Annotated in this window: 23 protein-coding genes; 11 read left to right on the top strand and 12 right to left on the bottom strand. The window is 38.8% G+C overall.

Going from position 1 to position 21,998, the window contains the following annotated elements:
* The first annotated feature begins 6 nt into the window (after window positions 1-6).
* The 6 genes from GQR87_RS20195 (at window position 7) to GQR87_RS20170 (ending at window position 7,058) form a co-directional block, all read left to right on the top strand.
* Window positions 7-1,326: a sigma-54 dependent transcriptional regulator gene (locus GQR87_RS20195; RefSeq protein WP_158972488.1), complete on the top strand. Its 1,320-nt coding sequence runs from the start codon at window positions 7-9 to the stop codon at window positions 1,324-1,326.
* Window positions 1,327-1,347: 21 nt separating this feature from the next.
* Window positions 1,348-1,563, top strand: a complete 216-nt coding sequence (locus GQR87_RS20190) for a histidine kinase (RefSeq protein WP_158972487.1) — start codon at window positions 1,348-1,350, stop codon at window positions 1,561-1,563.
* Window positions 1,553-3,067: an ATP-binding protein gene (locus GQR87_RS20185; protein ID WP_158973110.1), complete on the top strand. Its 1,515-nt coding sequence runs from the start codon at window positions 1,553-1,555 to the stop codon at window positions 3,065-3,067. The genes GQR87_RS20190 and GQR87_RS20185 overlap by 11 nt, the downstream gene beginning before the upstream one ends.
* Window positions 3,060-3,515, top strand: a complete 456-nt coding sequence (locus GQR87_RS20180; protein WP_158972486.1) for a response regulator — start codon at window positions 3,060-3,062, stop codon at window positions 3,513-3,515. The genes GQR87_RS20185 and GQR87_RS20180 overlap by 8 nt, the downstream gene beginning before the upstream one ends.
* Window positions 3,516-3,530: 15 nt before the next feature.
* On the top strand, window positions 3,531-5,531 hold the full coding sequence (locus GQR87_RS20175) for a response regulator (RefSeq protein WP_158972485.1): 2,001 nt from the start codon (window positions 3,531-3,533) through the stop codon (window positions 5,529-5,531).
* Window positions 5,532-6,632: 1,101 nt separating this feature from the next.
* Window positions 6,633-7,058 (top strand): hypothetical protein, encoded by a 426-nt coding sequence (locus tag GQR87_RS20170; protein ID WP_158972484.1) that lies wholly within the window; start codon window positions 6,633-6,635, stop codon window positions 7,056-7,058.
* 103 nt (window positions 7,059-7,161) lie between these two features.
* Here the strand turns inward: GQR87_RS20170 and GQR87_RS20165 are convergent, their stop codons facing one another.
* From GQR87_RS20165 to GQR87_RS20155, 3 genes are read right to left on the bottom strand one after another with little or no spacing between them, the layout of a single operon-like run.
* Window positions 7,162-7,923 carry an ABC transporter ATP-binding protein gene (locus GQR87_RS20165; protein WP_158972483.1) on the bottom strand — a complete coding sequence of 254 codons (762 nt, stop codon included), beginning with the start codon at window positions 7,921-7,923 and terminating at the stop codon, window positions 7,162-7,164.
* Window positions 7,916-9,157 (bottom strand): ABC transporter permease, encoded by a 1,242-nt coding sequence (locus GQR87_RS20160; RefSeq protein ID WP_158972482.1) that lies wholly within the window; start codon window positions 9,155-9,157, stop codon window positions 7,916-7,918. Before GQR87_RS20160 ends, GQR87_RS20165 begins: the two co-directional genes overlap by 8 nt.
* Window positions 9,144-10,352, bottom strand: coding sequence for an efflux RND transporter periplasmic adaptor subunit (locus GQR87_RS20155; protein WP_158972481.1), 1,209 nt, complete (start codon window positions 10,350-10,352; stop codon window positions 9,144-9,146). The genes GQR87_RS20160 and GQR87_RS20155 overlap by 14 nt, the downstream gene beginning before the upstream one ends.
* Before the next feature lie 300 nt (window positions 10,353-10,652).
* Between GQR87_RS20155 and GQR87_RS20150 the strand changes: the two genes are divergently transcribed.
* Window positions 10,653-10,964: a DUF1840 domain-containing protein gene (locus GQR87_RS20150; RefSeq protein ID WP_158972480.1), complete on the top strand. Its 312-nt coding sequence runs from the start codon at window positions 10,653-10,655 to the stop codon at window positions 10,962-10,964.
* Window positions 10,965-11,131: 167 nt separating this feature from the next.
* Here the strand turns inward: GQR87_RS20150 and GQR87_RS20145 are convergent, their stop codons facing one another.
* Window positions 11,132-11,683, bottom strand: coding sequence for a BON domain-containing protein (locus tag GQR87_RS20145; RefSeq protein WP_158972479.1), 552 nt, complete (start codon window positions 11,681-11,683; stop codon window positions 11,132-11,134).
* 384 nt (window positions 11,684-12,067) lie between these two features.
* Between GQR87_RS20145 and GQR87_RS20140 the strand changes: the two genes are divergently transcribed.
* The 3 genes from GQR87_RS20140 to GQR87_RS20130 all read left to right on the top strand — a co-directional run bounded on the left by GQR87_RS20140 (window position 12,068) and on the right by GQR87_RS20130 (window position 14,576).
* Window positions 12,068-12,499: a hemerythrin domain-containing protein gene (locus tag GQR87_RS20140; RefSeq protein ID WP_158972478.1), complete on the top strand. Its 432-nt coding sequence runs from the start codon at window positions 12,068-12,070 to the stop codon at window positions 12,497-12,499.
* A gap of 104 nt (window positions 12,500-12,603) precedes the next feature.
* On the top strand, window positions 12,604-13,533 hold the full coding sequence (locus tag GQR87_RS20135; protein ID WP_158972477.1) for a mechanosensitive ion channel family protein: 930 nt from the start codon (window positions 12,604-12,606) through the stop codon (window positions 13,531-13,533).
* Window positions 13,534-13,694: 161 nt separating this feature from the next.
* On the top strand, window positions 13,695-14,576 hold the full coding sequence (locus GQR87_RS20130) for a hypothetical protein (RefSeq protein ID WP_158972476.1): 882 nt from the start codon (window positions 13,695-13,697) through the stop codon (window positions 14,574-14,576).
* On the opposite strand, the gene GQR87_RS20125 is transcribed toward GQR87_RS20130, so the two are convergent.
* From GQR87_RS20125 to GQR87_RS20100, 6 genes are all read right to left on the bottom strand, one after another.
* Window positions 14,573-15,538, bottom strand: coding sequence for a diguanylate cyclase (locus GQR87_RS20125; protein ID WP_158972475.1), 966 nt, complete (start codon window positions 15,536-15,538; stop codon window positions 14,573-14,575). The genes GQR87_RS20130 and GQR87_RS20125 overlap by 4 nt on opposite strands.
* A gap of 35 nt (window positions 15,539-15,573) precedes the next feature.
* Complete coding sequence (locus GQR87_RS20120; protein WP_158972474.1) at window positions 15,574-15,741, bottom strand: hypothetical protein; 168 nt, start codon at window positions 15,739-15,741, stop codon at window positions 15,574-15,576.
* A gap of 408 nt (window positions 15,742-16,149) precedes the next feature.
* Window positions 16,150-16,518 carry a hypothetical protein gene (locus GQR87_RS20115; protein WP_158972473.1) on the bottom strand — a complete coding sequence of 123 codons (369 nt, stop codon included), beginning with the start codon at window positions 16,516-16,518 and terminating at the stop codon, window positions 16,150-16,152.
* Between the two features lie 36 nt (window positions 16,519-16,554).
* Entirely contained in the window at window positions 16,555-16,794 is a 240-nt protein-coding gene (locus GQR87_RS20110; RefSeq protein ID WP_158972472.1) for a hypothetical protein, read from the bottom strand.
* Between the two features lie 10 nt (window positions 16,795-16,804).
* Complete coding sequence (locus GQR87_RS20105) at window positions 16,805-17,221, bottom strand: hypothetical protein (protein ID WP_158972471.1); 417 nt, start codon at window positions 17,219-17,221, stop codon at window positions 16,805-16,807.
* Between the two features lie 8 nt (window positions 17,222-17,229).
* Window positions 17,230-17,544, bottom strand: a complete 315-nt coding sequence (locus tag GQR87_RS20100) for a DUF883 domain-containing protein (RefSeq protein WP_158972470.1) — start codon at window positions 17,542-17,544, stop codon at window positions 17,230-17,232.
* A gap of 272 nt (window positions 17,545-17,816) precedes the next feature.
* Here GQR87_RS20100 and GQR87_RS20095 point away from each other — a divergent pair, with 272 nt between their 5' ends.
* Window positions 17,817-18,779: an endonuclease/exonuclease/phosphatase family protein gene (locus GQR87_RS20095; protein ID WP_233267333.1), complete on the top strand. Its 963-nt coding sequence runs from the start codon at window positions 17,817-17,819 to the stop codon at window positions 18,777-18,779.
* A 38-nt stretch (window positions 18,780-18,817) separates the two neighbouring features.
* Here GQR87_RS20095 and GQR87_RS20090 read toward each other — a convergent pair whose 3' ends face one another.
* A complete protein-coding gene (locus GQR87_RS20090) occupies window positions 18,818-20,179 on the bottom strand; it encodes a DUF2254 domain-containing protein (RefSeq protein ID WP_158972468.1) in 1,362 nt (453 codons plus the stop codon).
* Window positions 20,180-20,226: 47 nt separating this feature from the next.
* Window positions 20,227-21,837: a diacylglycerol kinase family protein gene (locus GQR87_RS20085; RefSeq protein WP_158972467.1), complete on the bottom strand. Its 1,611-nt coding sequence runs from the start codon at window positions 21,835-21,837 to the stop codon at window positions 20,227-20,229.
* Between the last annotated feature and the right edge of the window lie 161 nt (window positions 21,838-21,998).

The following is a 21,998-nucleotide window of genomic DNA, read 5'->3' as shown; positions in this document are numbered from 1 at the left end:
AATCCATTGTTAGATGTATTACTAGTAGATGATGACCAAGAGTTCACTGATATTGCTTCTAATATTATAGAATTTTTGGGACATAACATTCAGGTCGCTGCCGATATTGCAGAGGCCAAAGAGTGGCTTGGCAGTCAGTCATTCGATCATATTTTGTTGGATTTTATGTTACCTGACGGCAGCGGATTACATTTACTTGATCATTTAAAAACCATTGACTCCAAAGCCTATGTGACTTTTATCACTGGCCATCCTTCAGTCAAAGGCATGTTGTCAGAAGTGTGTGGGCCAAAGATAGATTATCTAGTAAAACCCTTGCAAAGAGAAGATATCGAGTCCGCATTAAACAGAAAGAGTCAACCTAAAAAAGCCATTACTAGCTCTAGCAAATTACATTTTGATTGTTTGATTGGTGAATCGCCGGCCATGCAAGAACTGTATCTGATGATAGAACGTGTAGCTAATACCCAAGCCAACGTGATGTTAATGGGCGAAAGCGGCGTTGGAAAAGAAGTGGTAGCCAGTGCTATCCATAATGTTAGCAAAGCAGAAGGACAATTAGTGGCTACCAACTGTGGTGCGTTGTCGAATGAATTAATCGGCAGCGAACTTTTTGGTCATGAAAAAGGGGCTTTCACTGGCGCTGTGGCACAAAAAACTGGGGTGTTTGAAAGAGCTGAAAACGGTACCTTATTTTTAGATGAAGTAACCGAAATGCCTATCGAGATGCAGCCTAATTTATTAAGAGTACTTGAAAGCAAAAAAGTAGTTCGGGTTGGCGGTACTAAAGAGTTGCCTGTTAACTGCCGAGTAGTATCGGCCACTAACCGAACTATGGAGTCTATCGCTCGCGACAATGTGTTGCGTGAAGATATTTATTTTAGGTTAGCGGTTTTCCCTATCACGATCCCTGCACTTCGACAAAGAACAGAAGATATTCCGTTACTAGCGAATGCTTTTTTGGATGAACTTAACCAAGAAAATAATAAAAATTATAGCTGGGATAAGAATCAGCTCGAACGGCTTATCAGTTATGACTGGCCGGGAAATGTGCGGGAATTAAGGCACTGCGTACACCGAACTTTTATTATGAGTGATCCAAAATCAGATGAATTACGTTTACCTAGTTCGTTTGAGTCGCCTTTTTCTATGGTGACAAAAACTGACAATAACGTCAGTGCTGGACAAACCATAGAAGACGTTGAAAAAAACCTAATTAGAATTACTTTAGAAAAAGTACAAGGTAATAAAACCGCAGCAGCCGAAATGTTAGGTATTAGCACCAAAACTCTCTACAACCGCCTACATGCCTACGGTGAACTGTAAAAACATATAGCAGGAGCGAACATGTCAGAAAATGAATCTACCTCCCTAAGTCAGTTAATACATGATGCAAGAGGGCCGCTTAACCGTATATCTATGAATGCGGAATTAATAAAGTTGATTCTGGAAAATGATATGCCGAAAGAAAAGGGAATTGAAGCGCTGAATAAAATTCTTATTGCATGCCAAGACTGCAGCCAGTCGTTGCAGAACATCAGTGAATTCAATCATGGAAAATGAAGTGATAACCGCCGATAAAAAACGTTTATTAGGCAACTCTATATCCACTTGGCTATTAATTGCCTTTATTGTGTTGTCGGTCATTGGCGGTAATTCGTATTTAGCTATCAACACCATTAAAGACTTAACGTCTGTGCAACGAGAACTCTACAAAACCTCAGAAACTATGATCGCCCTGAATAATTTGCACGTGTCTGTGTTGTCTGCAGAAACCGGGCAAAGGGGATATTTGTTAACCGAAAACGAGGATTATCTCAAGCCATACCAACGTGGTTTGAGTTCGGTAATTGAACAGATGAAAGTTGTGGCAAACCTTGAACTACACGGTAAAGAACATGTTGAAAATATTCAGTTGTTAATTGATTTAACTAATCAAAAAATGGATGAACTGCAAAATACCGTAGAACTTGGCCTGAAAGATAAAGAAAAAAGTGCCATAAAAATTATCATGACTGGCCGTGGCAAAGACTTATACAGAGCAATGTTTGAGGTGATAAATCAAATAGTCAAAACTGAGGTGTTGTACCGAGACAAACTTTACAGCGAGTTAGTCAAAATCCAGAAAGAGGCGGTGATTACATTTTTAATTTCGGGTATTACCAGCGCTTTGTTGTTGATTGGTATGGTGGTATTAGCCAGATTAAATTTAAACAATGAAAACAAATTACGCCAGATATTACAGCAACAAAATGAATCCTTAGCAGAACAAGTAGCCATTAGAACCCAAGAATTAACCATATATTCAGAAGAATTATCCCGTAGTAACAGAGAATTAGAAGATTTTGCTTTTGTTGCATCCCATGATTTACAAGAACCACTCAGAAAAATCCGTGCCTTTGGCGATAGGTTAATGTCGTCTTACGGTGACGAGCTTGAAGGCAAAGGTGCTGATTATATTAGCCGTATGAAATCAGCAGCAGAACGCATGTCAAATCTGATTAATGACTTGCTTGAATTCTCTAGGGTTACCACTAAAGGTAAAGATTTTGTTGATGTGGACTTGAATCAATTAATAAACGAAGTGTTAACAGATTTAGAAATTGCTATCGAAGAAAGTCAGGCAAAAATAACAGTTGAACCGATACCCCAATCTAAAGGGGATGAAGGCCAGATGTATCAATTATTTCTTAACTTATTATCCAACGCCATTAAGTTTAGAAAAGCCGATATTCCTCCGAAAATAAGTTTAGCCTATAAAAGTGATGAGGTTGTGGATCCCTTAACTGGGCAAAGTGTTAGCTGGCATGTATTAACATTAAGCGATAACGGTATTGGTTTCGAACAAGAGTTTGCAGATAAAATCTTTGTTCCATTTCAACGGTTACACGGGCGTAAAGACTATAAAGGAACTGGCATAGGTTTAGCAGTATGCAGGCGAATTGTAGAGCGACATGGCGGAACAATAGAGGCCGAAAGTGTATTAAATCAAGGTACTGTTTTCACCATAAAAATACCGGCAAATGCCACCCTATTTAACAATCAAGGAATAACAACAAATGCCTGAACTTAATAAAAGGCCCATCACTATTTTGATGGCGGATGATGACGAAGATGACAGGTTATTGACCAGAGAAGCGCTGGAAGAAAGTCGTGTATTGAACGAATTACATTGTGTAGAAGATGGCGTTGAATTAGTCAGTTATTTAAAGCGTGAAGGAAAATATGCAGATGAAGAAGCTTACCCTCGGCCAAGTTTAATTTTGCTCGATCTAAACATGCCGAGAAAAGACGGCAGAGAAGCATTACAAGAAATTAAAGCTGATCCATCGTTACGAACTATTCCTGTGGTGATTTTAACTACCTCAAAACAGGAAGAAGATATGGTTAAAGGATATGATTTAGGCGCCGCTTCTTTTATAACCAAACCAGTCAATTTTGAAGGTTTAGTGAATTTAATGAGAACCTTGGGCAAATATTGGATAGAGTTTGTTGAACTGCCTAGTCATCGTTAAAAATTAGGTTTTAGCATGATACAAAAACAAGCGCGTTTATTGATTGTTGAAGATGATGAAGATGACTTTATCATCGCTAGTGATTGTTTAGGAGATCTTACTGATTACGCATTTGAGATTGATTGGGTTAGCACACCTGATGAAGCTTTGGCTTTACTCGAAGAAAACCGTCACGATATTTGCTTGCTCGATTATCAGTTAGGCGCATTAACTGGCCTTACGGTATTAGAAAAAGCCACTAAAATGCAATGCCGCATCCCAATCATAATGTTAACTGGGCAATCTGATGACTTGTTAGACAAAGCCGCTCTTGATGCAGGGGCAGTAGACTTTGTGGTGAAAAGTGAATTTGATAGCCCACGTTTTGCCCGAGCTATTCGTTATGCTTTATCTAGGCAAGAAATCGAAAAAGCCCGCTTAGAGCGGATTAATTTAGAAACCCAAAGCCGCTCCAAAGACCGTTTTTTAGCTCATCTTAGTCACGAGTTACGTACCCCATTGACGTCTATTCTTGGCTATACTGAATTACTGCTCGAAAGTGATAAAGCACCAGCCGCCAATCCAGAGCTACATATCATTTTAAATAACGGCAAACACCTGTTAAGCCTGTTAAATGATGTATTAGATCTGTCAAAAATAGCGGCTAAAAAATTGGAATTAAATCCGGGTCCTATCAATTTTGAAGAATTCTTAATTGATCTACATACACTGCTAAGCGTAGCTGCCGCAGACAAAGGCATTAAATTAGTACTGACTTGCAGTGGTCCAGTCCCTATAGAAATATTCCAAGACCGCACCCGATTAAGACAAATACTGATTAATCTAATCCATAATGCCATTAAATTTACCAGCCAAGGGTATGTCAAAATTGACGTAAATGCAGAGTTGGTAGATAGTCAGTGCCAACTTACATTTGATATAAGCGACACTGGCACTGGTATACCTGCAGAAAAGTTAGATAATATATTTCAACCATTCGAACAGGTTGAAGATATGGTGTCTAGAAAAGAAATAGGCGCAGGCTTAGGCTTGGCCATATCTTCTGAGTTAGCGAAAAAAATGGGCGGCACTATTACTGTTACCTCAGAAGAGGGCAAAGGTAGCTGTTTCACCCTAGAAATAATCGAAGCAAATAGTCATGCTGAAACGTTTTCCGTATTCAAATTTGAGCCCTCAGCCATAGCCAACAATATTAATGACTTAGCAAAATTAACCGGAAAAATCTTAGTAGTAGATGATCTCCCTGATATTCGTCAACTGGTTGGGCATATAGTTCGCTCCTTTGGTTTGTCAGTTGTGTTTGCCGAAAATGGCCAGCAGGCACTAGATACCATCATTGCTGAAGATAAAAATGGTGAACCTTTTGCTGCCATAGTGATGGATATTCACATGCCATTAATGGATGGCCGCGAAGCAGTGGTGAATATGCGTAAAGCAGGTTATTTAATGCCAATCATTGCCCTCACGGCCGCCACCATGAAAGGCGAAAAAGAAAAGCTACAAACTTTAGGTTTTAATGCGGTGGTGTCTAAGCCTGTAAACAAGGCTCTGCTACATAGAGAGTTGTCTAAGCTGTTAGATAAAGCTAATTCAGCAAAAACATTCTTAAGCCCAAAAATAGCCTTAAGCCCCAAAATTGAGCTAAGTCAGCCACAGCAGACTAGTAGCACAAAATCAGCGTGCCATATTATGCTAGTAGAAGATGATATAGACGCGGCTGAATTAACCAAGTTATTACTCGAATCTTTAGGCTGTGTGGTAGAAGTGGCGCACACAGGTAAAGCCAGCCTTGAGTTGTTGGCTGACAATAACTATTGGCATGCCGTGTTATTAGATCAAAATTTACCAGACGCCAGTGGTTTAGAACTCGCCCCGCAGATATTGGCTTTAGCTAATGTTGGCGAAATTATTTTGGTAAGCGGCGAGTCTATCGAACAAAGTATATTAGATGCTAAAGGAATTAGTCGTAGTATGCTCAAGCCTATTAATAAACAAATGCTTGAATCTATTGTTTAAAGCTGAATGAAGCAGACTTAATCAGCATGAAACTGAGTGGAGTAGACTTAGCAGAAAGTCCGAAATTACTATATGTAATTAGCAAAAATTCATTTTTAAGGCAGATAAAATATGGGACTAGGTTCAGTTGTTATACTGACTTACAGCGACAGCCAGAATTATTTGACTATCTGTTCGAATACTTCACTATTCTCGTATTTCACAGGCGTCATTCCGGTAGTCTTTTGAGCCGGAATCCATTTCTTTAATCATTGAATAAGCTCACGTTAACTATTCATACTTGTCGTGTTTAACCTAAATTGCCGTTAACTAAATTGTTAGTACTCTACTATTGGAATCTAGTCGTTGTGAAGAAATCTTGTTTATTTTCAATATTGTTTTTTTGTTATTCAGTCAAGGCAGAAGATTTAGTTGCTTTTGATCTTATTTAGTATGGTGCTGGTGTCTATGGAAGTATCTATATCCATGAGATGGGGCATGCGATAACGGCAAAATATTACGGTGCAAATGATATCAATATTGATGTTCCTAAAAAAAATGGTGGTTGGTTAAGTGGCGTGACTACATATAAATGACCTAAGCATACATACGAAAGTGAGCGTGTTATTGCTGTTTCAGGCCTAGTTGCCACTAGTTTGGTTAGTGAAATAATTATTCAGAATAAAGGATTATATAAAAGCCCTTTTGCACAAAGTGTACTGGCTACTTCGCACATCTCTAATATGAGATATGTATATAAATATTATTTGCACGACTCCAATCCTGGGGGGGAGCTTGAAAAATATGCTAGGGCTGGTGGGCATATACACGCATTCAATGCACTATTAGTTGGTTATACTATTTGCAGCATTAAAAGAATGGGTGATAAATCGATTCCTATATTTGGTGTAGGGTTTAAGTTTTAGTGCTAACTAATTGCCAATTACTCATATAGCCATGATTATTCTTGAAAATCAAAAAAATAGTTGAATCGCTCTAATGCGAGTAATTCAATATAAAGTAGAGCATCACACTAACAAGGCCAGTTAATCTGACCTCCACAGGTTAGCGGCGTTATATACTAAAAGTTAATTGCTAGTTTTTACCTTCAAAAGGATTTTCATGAAAATATGTATTATCGCTCTATCGTTTGTTTCTTTCTTTAGCTCTGCAGGTGAATATGAGACTGCCGTTGGTCTTGGGCATCAATATGGAGGTGTTTTAGGTGCACAATTTTCGTATAAAACAGAGTCGAGTAAATATTATGGTTCTGTAGGGTTAATTGGAGTTGCCGCAGGTGTTCAAAAAACGTTTAATGAAAATTCAAAACATGCATATGGTTTTGTCATTGGCAGAGAAGAAATTCAGAGTGAAGATGGTTTTCTTTTTGCAACATATGACTATCACTTTAATGGCTTTGCTAATAATGGACTTGTAATTGGTACTGGTTTTGGTATTACACGTCAAGATGCGGGAGGCTTATTTGCTGATATAGGTAAGACAGAAACATCTACTTCTGTAACATTAAATATCGGCTATAAATTCTAATACGCATATAATAAATAAGGTTAGGTCGCGGTGTTTTTCAAATTAATCCTGTGTGCCACTCTATGACCAATTCTTTTACTTTTAAGCTTGGTCTCGTGGCTATTTATAATGCCGTGGTAAAGGTGCTGGGTAGGTCTGCTGAGGGGCCATCATAAACAATACGGCCGTCGGTTAGTCTAATTGTGCGCGGGCAGCGCACGCTTAAACGTGGGTCATGAGTCACAATGACAATGGCACATTTATGCTCCACATTAAAACGTTCGAATAGATCGAATACTTCATCTGCGGTTTGTGTGTCTAGATTGCCGGTTGGTTCATCAGCTAAAATTAAAGCAGGGCGAGAAACCAAGGCACGAGCAATGGCTACTCTTTGCTGCTGTCCGCCAGATAAACGGTTGGTTGGCTGGTGTAGGTATTTAGCCAGCCCCACTTCATTGAGTAAATACTGGCCGTAAGCAATTTGTTCTGCAGAGGGTTTTCCGTTACGCAACATCAATGGCATTAACACATTATCTAACGCGGTAAATGCGCTAATAAGGTGATGAAATTGAAATACAAAACCAATTGATTCGCTACGTAACTGGGTTCGCTGTTGCTCACTCATACCTTGGGTTAAGTGCCCTTGAATATGTAATTCGCCTGATGAGGATACATCTAATAAGCCCATCACATTCAACAAGGTACTTTTGCCCGAGCCTGAAGTGCCGACTAAGGCGACTAATTCACCGCGGCGACACTGTAATGAAATATCATGTAATACATGATTCTCTATGGGGGTACCGGCATTAAAAATTTTATTCAATTTATCTAGCTGCAATACAATTTGCTGCTCTTCCGGCTGTGTTATCACTTGAGATTTAGACATAACGAATGGCCACCGCAGGATCATATTTAGCTGCTCGGCGAGCTGGTACCATTGCGGCAATCACCCCAGCTGTAGTGGCTATTAGTATTGCCGACAATATCATTGAGGGTTCTAACACTATAGTGAATAAGCGTTGATCGATAGTATTAAATAACTGCACCAAGCTGAAGCCAAGGGCAACACCTAATAAAGAGCCGGTTAATCCAAGTAAGCCACCTTGCAATAAAAAGACCCGTAATATTTGCTGCTGTGAACTGCCCATCGCCCGTAATATGCCAATTTCGCGAGTACGCTGCACTACGCTTACGGCTAACACACTTGCAATACCAAAGATCACCGACATAGCAACAAATACACGAATGATTTGCGTGGTCATAGTTTGTGAATTTAAGGCACTAAGTAATTGTGCATTACTCTCCATCCAACTTTGCACATATAAGCCAGTTAATTTTTGAATGCGCTGGGCCCAATCTTCAGCGGCAAATACATCTGAAATTTTTAATTCGATTATGGTGATACCGCCCGGTAAATTGAGTAAGGTCTGTGCTTGTTTTAAACCTGTATAGACATAGCGGCTATCGAGTTCTCGAACACCTAATTCAAATATGCCCGCCACATTCATTACCGATTGGCGATTGTCACCAGCGTCTAGGCGTAATTTATCACCAGTGCGTAGGCCTAAATCTAGAGCCAATTGACTGCCAATTAAAATATCATTGGCGCTAATATTAGCATTACCTTCAAGTAGATAGCTGCTTAAATCAATAATCCCGCGATAGCGTTGTGGATCAATACCCATAATTGCGACAGACGATCGAGCCGTGCCTTTTTGTGCAAAGGCAGGCCCTGAGATTAACGGAGATACAGCAGTGAATACTGCATATTGATCAAGTGTATTGCGTATCTCTTGCCAGTTATTAATGGTTTGTAGGTCTTGTGCGCGGGGGCTTTCTAATGCCCAGATATATTTATCTGTAGGGATTTTAGAAAAGTTATTGTGCTGTTTTTTTGCTTTGATACTAATGTGTGCTTGGGTGCCTAGGGTTTTATCGATCATGTTATTTTGTAGCCCAAGCATCAGGGCTGTGATAAACACAATAACAGCAGCCCCTACTGAAATGGCGACACTGATTAAAAGCGTTTGCAGTGGGTTGTCTGCCAAAAAACGTAGCGCAATACGCCATTCAATCCATAGGGACTGCCGTAAGTGAGTTATGCCATTAACGAATGACATACTGAACCGGCTCAAAGCTGACACGTGCCCGTTGACCATTAGTTAAACTGTTGCCTTGCACTACAACATCGCCTTCGGCCAAGCCAGAGATGATTTCACTGTGGCTGGTGTTGCGTAAACCCAGTGTTACCTCAACAGTGCTCACTTCTCCATTTTGCCAACGCATCACTTGGGCGTTGTCAGCCGAGACAGATAACAAATAATCGTTGGGTAACACCAAAGTAGATTCACGTTGCGCGGCAATAATATTGGCAGATACCGTCATACCTTGAAGAAATTCAGGACCAACGCCCGCATTATTTTTCTGAATTTTAATATGTACATCGATGGTGCCACGACCGCTATCTACAGCAGGGGCAATAAAATGCACTATGCCTGGCACTGTGATATCTGGCCACGCATCGGCGATTAATTGCACCTGTTGATTTAAACGCACTGGGGCAAAGTTTTTCTCATCAAGTGCGATCACAACTTCTAAGCTGTCGTTAGTTTGGCTATTACAATCTGAGCAATCACTGCGAGCAATTTCGAGTAAGGTTTTTCCAGGTTGTACAAGATCGCCAGGTTCAACATTACGGGTTTGTACCCGACCGTTAAATGGGGCATAAAGCTGTGTTTTTGCAAGCTCGGCTTCGGCACTGGCAATACGTTGCTGTAATAAACGTTCTTCGCTGTTGCCCGCCGCTAAGGCTTGAGTAGCTAGTTTTGCACGGGTCAAGGCGTTTTGAGCACTCTGCTCCAACCTCTGAGCCTGTTCAACTTGTTCAATAGGCACTAAACCTTGGTCGGCTAGTGATTTTCTACGCTTGGCTTCGCGACTAGCCTGCTGTAAATTATCGCGGGCCTCAACTAAAGCTGCCTCAGCTTGCGGGCGACTATTATTTTGTAATTGTTGCAGTAAGGTTTGTGCTTGCGCTAGGCGTGATTGTAGTTCTTTGGGGTTAAGCTCAATGAGTAAATCCCCTTTGTTGACCTGATCACCTTCTCGTACATGGCGAGCTAATACGGTACCGGTAATTTCACTACCAATACGGGCTAATGATTGATAACGCACTTCGCCACTGGCAACAATACGTAGTTCAAGAGGTAACATTTCAACGTTAATAGCCGGCAAAATAGGGCCTCGCCATTTTTGTATACCGATGAAGGAGGCAATACAAATCGAGACTATGACTATTCCATAAATTATGCGCATGTAACCTCGTTTTACTTTGCTTCGTCCATTTGATTTTATCGCTTGGATCCGCTGGTTATTTATATTTGCAGTGGCTTGTTACATTAACGTTGTTAACAGTCACTAACTTTGCCAGATAGAGATATGGTATGGGTTGTTGTGTTAGGGCACAAGGCCAGAGCGAATGTTTTCGATCAAATTACCCATAAAAAATACCTAGGGCCTTCATTAAAGAGGACTTAATGTTGTTGCAGTAAAGTATGTTGTATAGGCGTACACTTACCTTACATTTATTGAGCAACCCTTAAGAGCTAAATCATTATGTTAGTTATTTTTTCTAGTCCGGCCAGTGCCAACATTACTATGTTTGGTGATGTAGCAGTACAATTGCTGAAAATGCTGGGCCATAGCGGTACTGTTCCTAGTGCGATAAGGGCTGAAGATATTCCAGCTGCATTGGCGAGCCTAGAAGCAGCGCTCGGTGTAGCTCAGCAACAACCCGAAGCAGATGAGTCTACAGATGATAACGAAGACGCTCCTTTGGTGAGTCTACATAAACGTGCTTTACCTTTAATCGATATGCTTAAAGCTGCAGCAAAAGACGAAAATAGCGTGCAGTGGGCTAACCAATAGCAATTTTGCATCACGCTGTTGTATTCTGCTTCTAGGTTTACTCTGTGACCAATTCTTTTGCTTTTAAGCTCGAATCTCGTGGTTATATAATGCTCCATGCAGCTTTAATAATGGCAAAAAAAAAGCCCCTTTGGAGAGGGGCTGGGATAAATCTAGATAAATAAATATTAACTTTCTAGCGTTAATTCATCGATGACTCTTTCTACATCGTCTGTGTTTTTAGCTATGGCAATAGCAAGTTGACGTTCTGAGTCGTTGGTTACATAGCCTGCTAGGGTCACTACACCATCATTTACTTCTACTTCAATATCTAAACCACTGACTTCTGATTCAAACAGTAATCTAGTTTTTACTACTGTTTCTACTTTTGAGTCTTTCAGATCTTGCATCATTTCGCTGTCTTGGTTATCTGTTTGCTCAGAGACGATTGTCAGCTTGTTATCTACATCTGTTACTCCGTCTAACGAAGAAACTAATTCTTCGGCAAGAGCTTTGTCGACTGAGGTGTCAACTTTACCGGTTAGAATAACTGTGCCATTTTGTACATCAGTATTGATATCAAACGAATTTAAGTTGCCATTAAATAACAAAGTTGATTCGGCTTTGCCGTCAATCCATGCGTCTTTGGCGCCTTCTTTCCAAGTGTTCTCAGCATTAGCTGTAAAAGATGCTGTACTAATAACAGTGGCGATTAATAGTGAAAGGGTTGTACGTTTCATATTGTTTCTCCTGTTTAAAGTTCACAGAACCTAATGCCAGTTGAATGCCAGTTTTTAAGTTGTTGATATTTATCGGTTTTATTTTTTTTCTGGGGTTGGGGAACTGCTATCCATGTAATCATTACTTATATTATTGTAAAAATTTCATCTTAAGTTGCGACGTTATTACAGTCGGTATAAAAAGCAGTCAGTCGAGGTCTTAATTGTACTGGGCAAAGAATACAATTTGCTCTGTAATTATTTCATGCAAGCAATGAATGAGCTTTTTCTAATAATCATCTAATTTCATTTTTAAGCTTTAAAACAATTACTTACATGGTTTTTATCAATCTGGTACATAACTGGCTTTAAGTCTATGGAATTCATTTACTAAAGAGGTTAAGTATGGATATTTTCACTGCTCTTCGTAGCGACCATGACAAACAAAGATTTTTAATGAAGATTTTAGTGGATACATCGGGTGATTCAGCTAGCCGTCGAGATTTTTTCGCTGAGTTAAAAATACAACTTGCTGATCATGCCACGGCTGAAGAAAGATATTTTTATGCACCATTACTCAAGTCAGACAATACTGTTCAACTGACCCGACATGGTATAGCTGAACATCATGAAATAGACGAATTAGTAGAAGATTTAGAACAAACGGCAATGACCGCACCAGAATGGTTAAAAACCATGAAGGCTTTACAACATAAAGTGCTACATCACATAGATGAAGAAGAGCGAGAGTTTTTCCAACAAGCCGGTAAGGTGTTAAGTCCAACGCAAAAAATTGAGTTGGCTGCTGAATATCAAAAAGAGATGAAAGCTGAATAGTAGGAATACCAGCCAAGTGTTCACAGCACTTGGCTGGTGTGCTGTTAATAGAGAATGCAAGTAGACGCTTACTTTAGATAGAAGTGATTGTATAAGGATCTGGCATGGAGATAATTAAATTAGACAAATTCTTAAGTTTAATTGATGAGAAGTTACAAACTTGGTTAGAGGCCAGTATTAAACATTTGCCAAATTTTGTGGTGGCAATTGTCATTATTATAGTGTTTTCAATTATCGCTAGGTTTGTTGCTAAAACTGCCGGTCAAATTTTCCGTAAAACCTTAGATTCAAAACAAATTGCTTCACTTTTGGCATCTATTGTTAGGGTTTGTATCTTAGCTGCAGGTCTTTTTGTTGCATTAGATTTTTTAGGTTTGTCTGGCACAGTTACATCGTTATTGGCGGGTGCTGGTATTGTTGGCTTAGCCATAGGTTTTGCGTTTCAAGATATGACCGAAAACTTCATTGCAGGTATTGCAATGGGGATCAGGAAGCCATTTCAGATAGGTGATGTGATTAAAACCGACAAGGTGTTTGGTACCGTTAAAACCATTAATCTCCGTAACACTTTGGTTGAAACATTTTTTGGTCAGCTAGAAATAGTGCCGAACAAAATTTTATTTAGAAACATTTTGACTAACTTCACCACTACTCATATTAGACGTGTAGAGGTTCCCGTAGGTATTTCTTATGCCGACGACCCTCAAAAGGCCGCTGATGTGATCGTTGAGGCAATTAACCAATGTGATTTTGTGATTAAAAAAGAAGAAACCGCAGTTTTTGCTGAAAGTTTTGCTGATAGTAGTATCAATTTATTAGTCTGGTTTTGGATTGATTACCCAGGCGAACCGGGCTTTATGCAAGCTAGGCATGATGCAGTGATTACTGTTAAACAAGCTTTAGCTGAAGCAGATATACTGATCCCGTTCCCAATACGTACCTTAGACTTTGCCGCCAAAGGTGGCGAAAAACTAAACGCTATGTTACAACCTGTAGATAAAACGAATAGTGAGTCCCAAGTAAAAGAAACTTAATATATTTTAAATTTGGAGGTTCTATGAGTTCAATAATAAACATTTTGATAATGGCTGGGCTAGTGATTTTTGTTATCTTCGTGGCTGGAATAATAATGGCTAAGAAGCATAATTCAAAAGATGACTAAGCACTAAAGCTGGTTACTTTTTCAGGGACGACAATGAAAACTAAAATTGTTCAGCAGTATAAATTGCCAATTGGTATGCTTAACATACTTGCTCTATCTGGCGATAAATGTGTCGGCGTTGGTGTTAATCATAACTTTGAAAATAAGCTAGTGGTAATGCAGAATGGGCAGTATCAAATCCTAGACTATGAAATTCCTAAATTAAAAGGCTCTGATATTTATCACAGAACGGCATTATTTAAGACTGACAAGGGTTTTGGCTGTGTTTTCGATAATGTAGTGGTTAAATACTCTTTTGATAATAGCGAATTTGTAGAGTATGTAATTAAAAACATGCCTCCATTAGATAAACAAGGACGACAAACTGGGCCGTTAAAAGCTGTAGTGGTGAATGATGAAAATGACCTATTAGTTTTGCTTGAAGATTATTTTTACAAGTCCAGGGGTAAGATACTCGCTAGATTAAAAATAGGTCCAAAAGTCGCAAGTTATGAACCTTTCTTTTTTGTAATACCGGCTAAAAATCAGAGTATAAATTTTGAATGTTGTGATATTGGATACCAAGACAAAATCCTCTTTCATGTTAATCAATACAACTGGAAATTTAGACCATTTCACAATGACTGTTCGCAACTTTTTGAATTAACAAAAGGTGAAGTTATAGTCATTAATGATTTGAATAAAGGGGCGGGATCTTTTTCATCAGATGGCACACATTTATTGGTAAAAACTTATGTGAAGCCCTTTCGAATTGAATTTTTTAATTTGTCGGGCGTAAAGGATTTTGAAATTAAATTGACACTTAAAAAAGTATTAGGAGATGTAGATAAAGTGTATCTTTCAAATCTTGATAAATTTGGTAATACACTATGGCTTTGCCACGAATCGGATGTTACCGAAGTTGAGCTCTTTTAGGCGTAAAATCTATTTCGTCCAGCTTGTTTGGCTGCATATAAATTTGTGTCAGCTTGTTCCAGTAAACTATTAGGACTCATGTCTTGTTGCTCTTCGCTGAGAGGCTCAAAACTGCTGATACCAACACTTACGGTTAGATGTCGGGAGTTATGATTAGCACTAGGGATTTGTAAAGCTAGCACTTCTTTAATTACATCTTTGGCTACCTTTTCAGCGCCTTTAGCATCGGTACTGGGTAATAGGATAACAAATTCTTCACCCCCAAAACGAGCAGCAAAATCTGAGTTTCGTGTTGCTACTTTTTTGATCACATCTGCTACTGCTTTTAGTGCTTCATCTCCCTGCAAATGACCATATTTATCGTTGTAAGGTTTAAAATAATCAACATCTATCATTAACGCTGATAAAGGGTTCTGGCTTCTTTTCATACGGTACCATTCACTGGTTAACATAGTGTCTAGTTGCATTTTGTTCGATAAGCCAGTTAAGCCGTCTGTGGATGAAACCAATTCAAGCTCTTTGACGCTTTTCATCAGTTTCATGTAGTTCACTACTTTAGCGTGTAAAATAAATGGATTGGCGGGTTTAGCCATACAATCTAAAGCCCCCAATTCTAAGGCAACAAGTTGTTCATTAACTGAATTTTTTTCTGTTAAAACGATAATCGGAATAATATTTAAAATGGAATGAGAACGAATTTTTCGTAGCTCTTCTATCCATACACTTTTAACGCCTGAAGCACTAAAAATAATGAGGTCAATATCTTGTGTGCTGGCGGCTTTAAACAAGCTAGAGGTATCAGAGTTAGTTAACACATTAAAACTTTGGGCCAATGAAACAGATAAACTTTCAGCTGTTCGGCATTTACCTACAACCGCTAGAGTTTGCTCCATATCGGTAAATACACTGCCTAAATAAGCTGATTCTGCGGGCTGTAATAATCTAGTACTATTGGCAATCATTTAGAACTTCCTATCTTCGTACAGTTTTATAAAAGTTAGTGATTCGTTTGTTCAACTGATAATTTAATATCGGTTAACGGATTGCCAATATCGTAACGGGCAAACCAGTTAAAATGACTAATGGATCTAGCCACTTGGACATTAAGTTTTCTGGAAGGTTTCGAACTAAAAAATATTGATAATTTTGAACTGAATTTTTGCATACTACTTACATCCTATTGCAAACTACAAACTGCGCCGTTGGGCGCGATATAACAATTTTGAACAACCTCGAGTTTTGTAATTCAAGCTTATCTATGACTTGTGTTACGTGCTGGGTATATTCGGCTATGGCTAAAGCAAGTTCACGTTGATCATCTGAATTTACTGGCGCAAAAGAGTGACGATCCCTTCGTCAGCTTCTATTAACTAAAGCTAATAAAGCCAATTTAGTGCCAGTTTTTAACTGTATGATTTTAATAGGTATTTATGTTTATAAGAGGTGGTTATTACATCCCTGCTGTAATTGTTTCCCATGCCCTGTAAAAATTACACACTACTTTTTCCGCTATTTCCGCCACTATTTCCGCCGCTATTTCCGCCACTGCTTTCTAAGCTTGTTTGAGTTGTTACTAACGATCATTAGTTTGAGTTAAACTAGCTTGTTGTGCTGCGGCTGCTTGTGGGCGATAAAACTTGTTTGGAGTACTTGTTCTCTGATGAAGTTCAACTAATAAAATCCCCCGTTGTATATAGTCTTTGGCTTTAACGTCCCAGCCAGCACGATAATATTCTTGGGCTTGTTGATAATAAAAATTAGCGCGCTCTAGCCTGAGTTTACTGTTGCGATCTTGTTTACTTTGATCGGCATTGGCTAATGCTTGTTGTAACTTATTGAGATTAAGTGGCATAGCTTTATCTGAACTTGATTGCTCTGTTTGAGCAATAACTAAAGCGGAAGTGGTTAATAATAAAAAAGTTAAAATAATCAGAGTTTTCACGATATTGCTCCTATATTGGCAATGAAATTCTTAGGCTTAAAATAATCTGAGTAGTATTGGCAGTAGGCTGGATATTGGCGATTTAGCCTGACTGTTAGTTGCACCTTGAAATGCCCCAGCACTAAAGGCTGTGGCAATGCCCGCGGGAGATGAAGCGAAGCTTTTGGTCTTTTCTTGGGCACTAGTCATGCAGCGTTGTGAATATTTTCGCGCCACTTCTGCATGGGTTTTTGCTTGCGCTAATTGTGCTTTTTCTACTTGCATAAAGTCATACATAAAAATCCCCTTATTCTTTCTTGGTTTGGTCTAATAAGCTTGCACAAGATGCCTTCATTTCAATTGCAGCTAGGGCTTTGCTTAGTACATTTTTAATAAACACTATGCCTAAACCATTGCATAGCAGCACCACAAGCACACACCAGCCCCAATGTATGCCTAATTGAGTTAAGCCTAAGCATAGAGCGACTAATGCTGTACACCAGGTCAAAAGTGCAAGTCCCACTAAACTAAGAATACAAATTAGGCTGACAACTAAAGCGCGTATTGTTAAACGAAAATCAGCAGCGATTAGGTCGGCATTGATGCGCATTTTTAGTCTAATACTTTGATAGACCTTCTCCCAAGCTGTTAATACATCACTGAAAGAGGCATCAGTATTTTCTGATGCCTGCTCATTGCGAGATTGATGTGCAGAAGTATTCACTTGAGTTACTATTTACGTTTTAATAACGTGGTTAATAACACACCAGCTGCAAATGCAATTCCAGCAGTGGCAACTGGATTTTCTTTACTGAATTTACCGACACTGGATTGATCCCAATACTGTTTTGCTTGTTGTTGTTTTTGCTCAAATGTTTGGGCCGAAGATGTGGCGCTTTCACGAATTTTTTCTTCAGCAACATGGGCGTGTTCTGACAGAGTATCAACCGATTGATGAAGTGTGTCTGTCATTTTATCTGCGATGGGTGTGTCAGATGGATTATTGGTCACTTTAGGTTTGTTGGTTGTTTTTGCTGTGGTTGGCATAATAATCTCCTATTACTAATGTGGTTCATTCCTCATTAGTAATTAGTTAAGAGCAACCTCTATGCCATCTTATGGTTAAATATTTAAACCTTAAATATCAATGGCTTATTCTTTTGTTATCTTGGTCGTCAGTATTGATGTAGTATCTTGCTGTAAATACTTCTTAGCCATTTGCAATAATTACACAACTAATAAGCTGAGTTTGCTGGTTGGCAGGTTTTAACCACAACTTATGTTTAAAATTGAATTAAAACAGGAATGAAATATTGGAAATGTCATTGTTAATTATGACCATATTATTAGTGGTTATTACCCTTTTACCTTTTGTTCCATCAAATCATTGGCTTTGCAGAGTATGGGAGTTTCCTAGGGTACAAATTACTTGCTTGGCAATACTATCGGCTTTGGGCTGTATGTTTGGGGCGAGTGGGTTTTTATCACTAGTGTTAGTTGTGCTTAACCTTGCGGTGGCAATCTATCAGATTATTTGGATTGTGCCATATACCCCATTTGTCGCCAAACAAGTACGCACTGTGAATGTTTTTGATTCTGACTGTGCTATCAAAATTATGAATACAAATGTACTTATGACTAATCATTCAGCCGACAAGTTAATAGCCTTAATTAAGCAAAATCAGCCTGATATTATAGTCACTTTGGAAACCGATTTATGGTGGCAAAATGCCCTTGAAGTGATTCATAGTGATTACCCATACAGAGTCAGTCGGCCATTAGATAACTTGTATGGTATACACTTATATAGCAAATATGTTTTAGAAGATGTTCAAGTGAAAGATTTGGTTGAACAAGGTGTCCCTTCAATTCATTGTTATTTAAAGCTTAAAAATCAGTTGAAAGTAAAGTGTCATTTTTTGCACCCAGCTCCTCCCAGTCCAACTGAAAATACTTTCTCGACACCGAGAGATCGTGAGTTACTGTTAATCGCCCGAGAGTTAAAAAACACAACTGAACCGACAATAGTCACTGGTGACTTAAATGATGTGGCTTGGTCACCAACTACTCGCGCTTTTAGAAAAATTAGTGGTTTGCAAGATCCCAGAATAGGGCGAGGTATGTTCAATACTTTTCATGCTGAATATACCTTTTTACGTTGGCCTTTAGACCATATTTTTCATAGCCAACATTTTCAGTTAGCAAAAATACAGAGACTAACATCGATTGATTCGGATCATTTTCCTTTATTAAGTGAATTGGTTTTTGTAGAAAAAAAGTAGATTACTCACGCAAACGTAAGCCAATTTTTGTGTGTTGATTAGTGGCCAGAATTATCAATCTTATGATTGTTATCTCCACTAAACTCAGCAACTGTTTGGCGGATTAATGCCACCCGAGCATTGATTTCTGCTAAATCATCTTTGGCTATGGATAATTTATTTTGTTGTTGTTCAATTATGTCTGTTTGATTTAATACAAATTCTGTTTGCTGTTGATTTTGCACACAGCAGGCTAATCTAGCTAAAGCTTCAAGTACCCTGATAGTGACTGCAATATTATGGTTAGCCTGTTGTCTAATTTGTTCAAAAGCCGCTTTGGCTATATTAGTAAAAGTTAATTCTTTAGATATAACACGGATAATTCCATCTTCATCAAAGCGGACTTTTTGAGGAAAGGTTTTAGTGGTGAGATCGCACAATACCGCGCTTAACTTATCAACACAGGTAATGGCAGTATAAGGGTCGTTGATACCGGGGGATAATGCCCGCAATGCAATTTCGACTAGCTGGTGGATTGCAAATTCGGGATCCTGTACAGGGGTTCTATATGCACCTAAGGAAATTTGTTTAAGGATTTGCTCGTCAAGTGTTGATGGTGGCTGTTTTTCAGTATGAACTTGTGCAATCACTGTGCCTTTAACAACAAAGTTTCCTGGGCTGTAAAAACATTTAATTCGGCCTTCATGCTCGTTAGCTAAGCAAACTAATTGTTCGATATCTAGAGTTTGTACATAGCCGTCTTCATTAGCCAATATATTCATTTGATGTTTTGCAGTAGCTAAGACATCGCTGCTGGTGGTTACTTCAGACTCTGTTTTAACAGAGGGAAATAAGCTTTTAATATTGTCTTGTAGTTCTCGGTATACTTGGTCTATTACTACATCTGCCTGAATGGCTTTAGCCACATGATGAATAAAATAGATTAAAATTCCGACACTAATAAAAGTCATTAATATTGCGGTGGCAACACTTAATCCGGGCTTAAAGTAATAAGGTTTTTCAAAGCTGATAGCGCAAAAAATTAAGATGCAAAATAAAAAATTTGAGATAAAAGATCCTAGTACAATTTGTGTCCCTCGATCTTTCATAAAATTCCTAAGTAACCTAGGGCCAAATTGCGACGAGGCTAGAGTTAGCGCTACAATGGTAATGGAAAAAGCAATACTAGTGACTGTAATCATGGCCGCAGCTATGGTTCCTAATAAAGAACGCATGGCTGCAACATCGGCCCCATAGATTAATGGCCAAGATAGCTGGTGTTCCGCTATAAAAACAGCATCAAAATATACAGTGGTGATAGTAAGTAACACGGTGAGCAAAATCATGATACTAGGCACGAACCAAAAACTGGCGCGAGCACTTTCAATAATGGGAGCAAGTTTAGTAATATTAAGTTGCATGTGGTTCCCTTCTGTTAAATTCGATTCGTCTCACTGTATAGTCTAGTTTAAGCTAGTACCTGCAACGATTGTGGCTGAACATGAATAATAATTTCAGCACTTTGGCGGTTTTCGCCGTCAATCATATATTTGATTACTTGGCTTGCAGTAATCCGTACCTTTTTGGCCTGGCTGACTAAAGCCGTTTCATTTATTTTGTCTTGTGTTAAGCCTGATATCGCCAGTTCTGTCAGGTGTATATATTGCTCCCCTGGCTTATTACTTTTTGGTAGACAGGTTATGTCTAACAAGCCATCTTCTATGTCTGGATTACCATTACCTTGGGCCAGTATGCTAGAAAAAGGCGCGGCATTAGCTACTACTATACTAGTGCATTCTAGGTTAGACGTTTGATTGTTATCGATTGATAAATTGATATCGATCGATTCATCCAGTTCAACGGCTTGCCATAGGCCTTTTATGTAAGCTAATTGACCATTGTTGTTTTTTTCTTGTCTATCTGCAGACTCAATCATTTTTTGTCCAAAGCCAAGGCTCATCATCAACAGCATAGGTTCGTCATTACAAAGTGCGGTATCTATGGTTCTGCTATGTCCTGAAAGAATGGCATCACAACAAGATTTAATCGGCGTAAGCTTACTCGCAGAGCCATGTAATACGTGGCTAAGGGCATTGGTGGTACCTAGAGGAATGATCCCTAAGGTATAATCAGTATGGATTAATTCACTGGCTACTTCATTGATAGTGCCATCACCACCACACCCAACTATGGTTTGGTTGCCATCTTTTATCGCTTGCTTGGTAAGAGTTTTAGCAGACTTAGTTTTACTGGTTTGGTAGATAGAAATATCAAAACTTTTTGATAATAACTGTAATATTTCTTGTTTGTTTTTAGACCATTTTCCGCCGCCAGAAACAGGGTTGGCAATTAACGCTAATGGTATTTTTTGTCTAAGCAATCCAGCCTGATGAGTTTTGTTGAGTACTTTTAGCTGCTGTTTATTTAAGCCTGCAGTACTGCGTATACCCTGAATTTTCTGTAGTGCATCACTCACAGTCCAATCTTGCTGTTTACTAAGTAGATAAGCAGCCATAACTAACACCGAACGGCCCCTACCTAAAGCACAATGTACTATCACTGCCGTGTCATTTTTTAACTGGTTGTCGATCCAATTAACGCATTCTATCAATTTTGCCTGAGAGGGACTTTGATGATCTAAAACTGGCACATTTAGATATTCAAGATTTTCGTTTGTAGCAGACCAATCTAAGCCATCAAACTCAGCGGTAACATCTAAGATAGCGCTGATATTGTTGTCATGAAGCGTCTGCATATCAGAGGGAAATAGTCTAGATGACAGATATAAATTGTCATCTATTTTTTGAATTGCGGGCACCTTGTCATTTTTGCGCGCCCAAGTGTTATAAAGCTGTACAACAAACAGAAACGGAATGAATACCCAGCGAATATATAGAGGGATTGAACCATCACTCTTTTTACGAAAAATACTCGGCGCTTTTAACATGTAAGCAATAAACACAGCCAGAAAGGATAGACCTACCCAATAAAAAATAACTGAAAAATAGCTGAATGAAGAGGTGTAGCCAAAAATAAAAGCTAACATTGCTGCTAAAAAATACAAATAGGCGATATTCATAATAGACCTTCCTAATCTTTGTTTTCTATTTAATCTGCAATCGGTTTAAACCGAGTGTAGGTCATACCAATTCAATTAAACTCTCGCTGAGTCTACATTTAGTTATCGGAGTTGGTATTAAATAGAAAAAGGGGCCGTCGGGCCCCTTTATCATTGAACAG

Source organism: Paraglaciecola sp. L3A3, from assembly GCF_009796765.1.
Taxonomy (GTDB): domain Bacteria; phylum Pseudomonadota; class Gammaproteobacteria; order Enterobacterales; family Alteromonadaceae; genus Paraglaciecola.
Note: the sequence above shows the minus strand (reverse complement) of the source record. Positions and strands in the feature narration are given on the sequence as shown.

Coding starts and splice junctions, on each gene's coding strand:
- GQR87_RS20190 (WP_158972487.1), top strand. CDS start 1,348: ATGTCAGAAAATGAATCTACCTCCCTAAGTCAGTTAATACATGATGCA.
- GQR87_RS20185 (WP_158973110.1), top strand. CDS start 1,553: ATGGAAAATGAAGTGATAACCGCCGATAAAAAACGTTTATTAGGCAAC.
- GQR87_RS20180 (WP_158972486.1), top strand. CDS start 3,060: ATGCCTGAACTTAATAAAAGGCCCATCACTATTTTGATGGCGGATGAT.
- GQR87_RS20175 (WP_158972485.1), top strand. CDS start 3,531: ATGATACAAAAACAAGCGCGTTTATTGATTGTTGAAGATGATGAAGAT.
- GQR87_RS20170 (WP_158972484.1), top strand. CDS start 6,633: ATGAAAATATGTATTATCGCTCTATCGTTTGTTTCTTTCTTTAGCTCT.
- GQR87_RS20165 (WP_158972483.1), bottom strand. CDS start 7,923: ATGTCTAAATCTCAAGTGATAACACAGCCGGAAGAGCAGCAAATTGTA.
- GQR87_RS20160 (WP_158972482.1), bottom strand. CDS start 9,157: ATGTCATTCGTTAATGGCATAACTCACTTACGGCAGTCCCTATGGATT.
- GQR87_RS20155 (WP_158972481.1), bottom strand. CDS start 10,352: ATGCGCATAATTTATGGAATAGTCATAGTCTCGATTTGTATTGCCTCC.
- GQR87_RS20150 (WP_158972480.1), top strand. CDS start 10,653: ATGTTAGTTATTTTTTCTAGTCCGGCCAGTGCCAACATTACTATGTTT.
- GQR87_RS20145 (WP_158972479.1), bottom strand. CDS start 11,683: ATGAAACGTACAACCCTTTCACTATTAATCGCCACTGTTATTAGTACA.
- GQR87_RS20140 (WP_158972478.1), top strand. CDS start 12,068: ATGGATATTTTCACTGCTCTTCGTAGCGACCATGACAAACAAAGATTT.
- GQR87_RS20135 (WP_158972477.1), top strand. CDS start 12,604: ATGGAGATAATTAAATTAGACAAATTCTTAAGTTTAATTGATGAGAAG.
- GQR87_RS20130 (WP_158972476.1), top strand. CDS start 13,695: ATGAAAACTAAAATTGTTCAGCAGTATAAATTGCCAATTGGTATGCTT.
- GQR87_RS20125 (WP_158972475.1), bottom strand. CDS start 15,538: ATGATTGCCAATAGTACTAGATTATTACAGCCCGCAGAATCAGCTTAT.
- GQR87_RS20120 (WP_158972474.1), bottom strand. CDS start 15,741: ATGCAAAAATTCAGTTCAAAATTATCAATATTTTTTAGTTCGAAACCT.
- GQR87_RS20110 (WP_158972472.1), bottom strand. CDS start 16,794: ATGTATGACTTTATGCAAGTAGAAAAAGCACAATTAGCGCAAGCAAAA.
- GQR87_RS20100 (WP_158972470.1), bottom strand. CDS start 17,544: ATGCCAACCACAGCAAAAACAACCAACAAACCTAAAGTGACCAATAAT.
- GQR87_RS20095 (WP_233267333.1), top strand. CDS start 17,817: ATGTCATTGTTAATTATGACCATATTATTAGTGGTTATTACCCTTTTA.
- GQR87_RS20090 (WP_158972468.1), bottom strand. CDS start 20,179: ATGCAACTTAATATTACTAAACTTGCTCCCATTATTGAAAGTGCTCGC.
- GQR87_RS20085 (WP_158972467.1), bottom strand. CDS start 21,837: ATGAATATCGCCTATTTGTATTTTTTAGCAGCAATGTTAGCTTTTATT.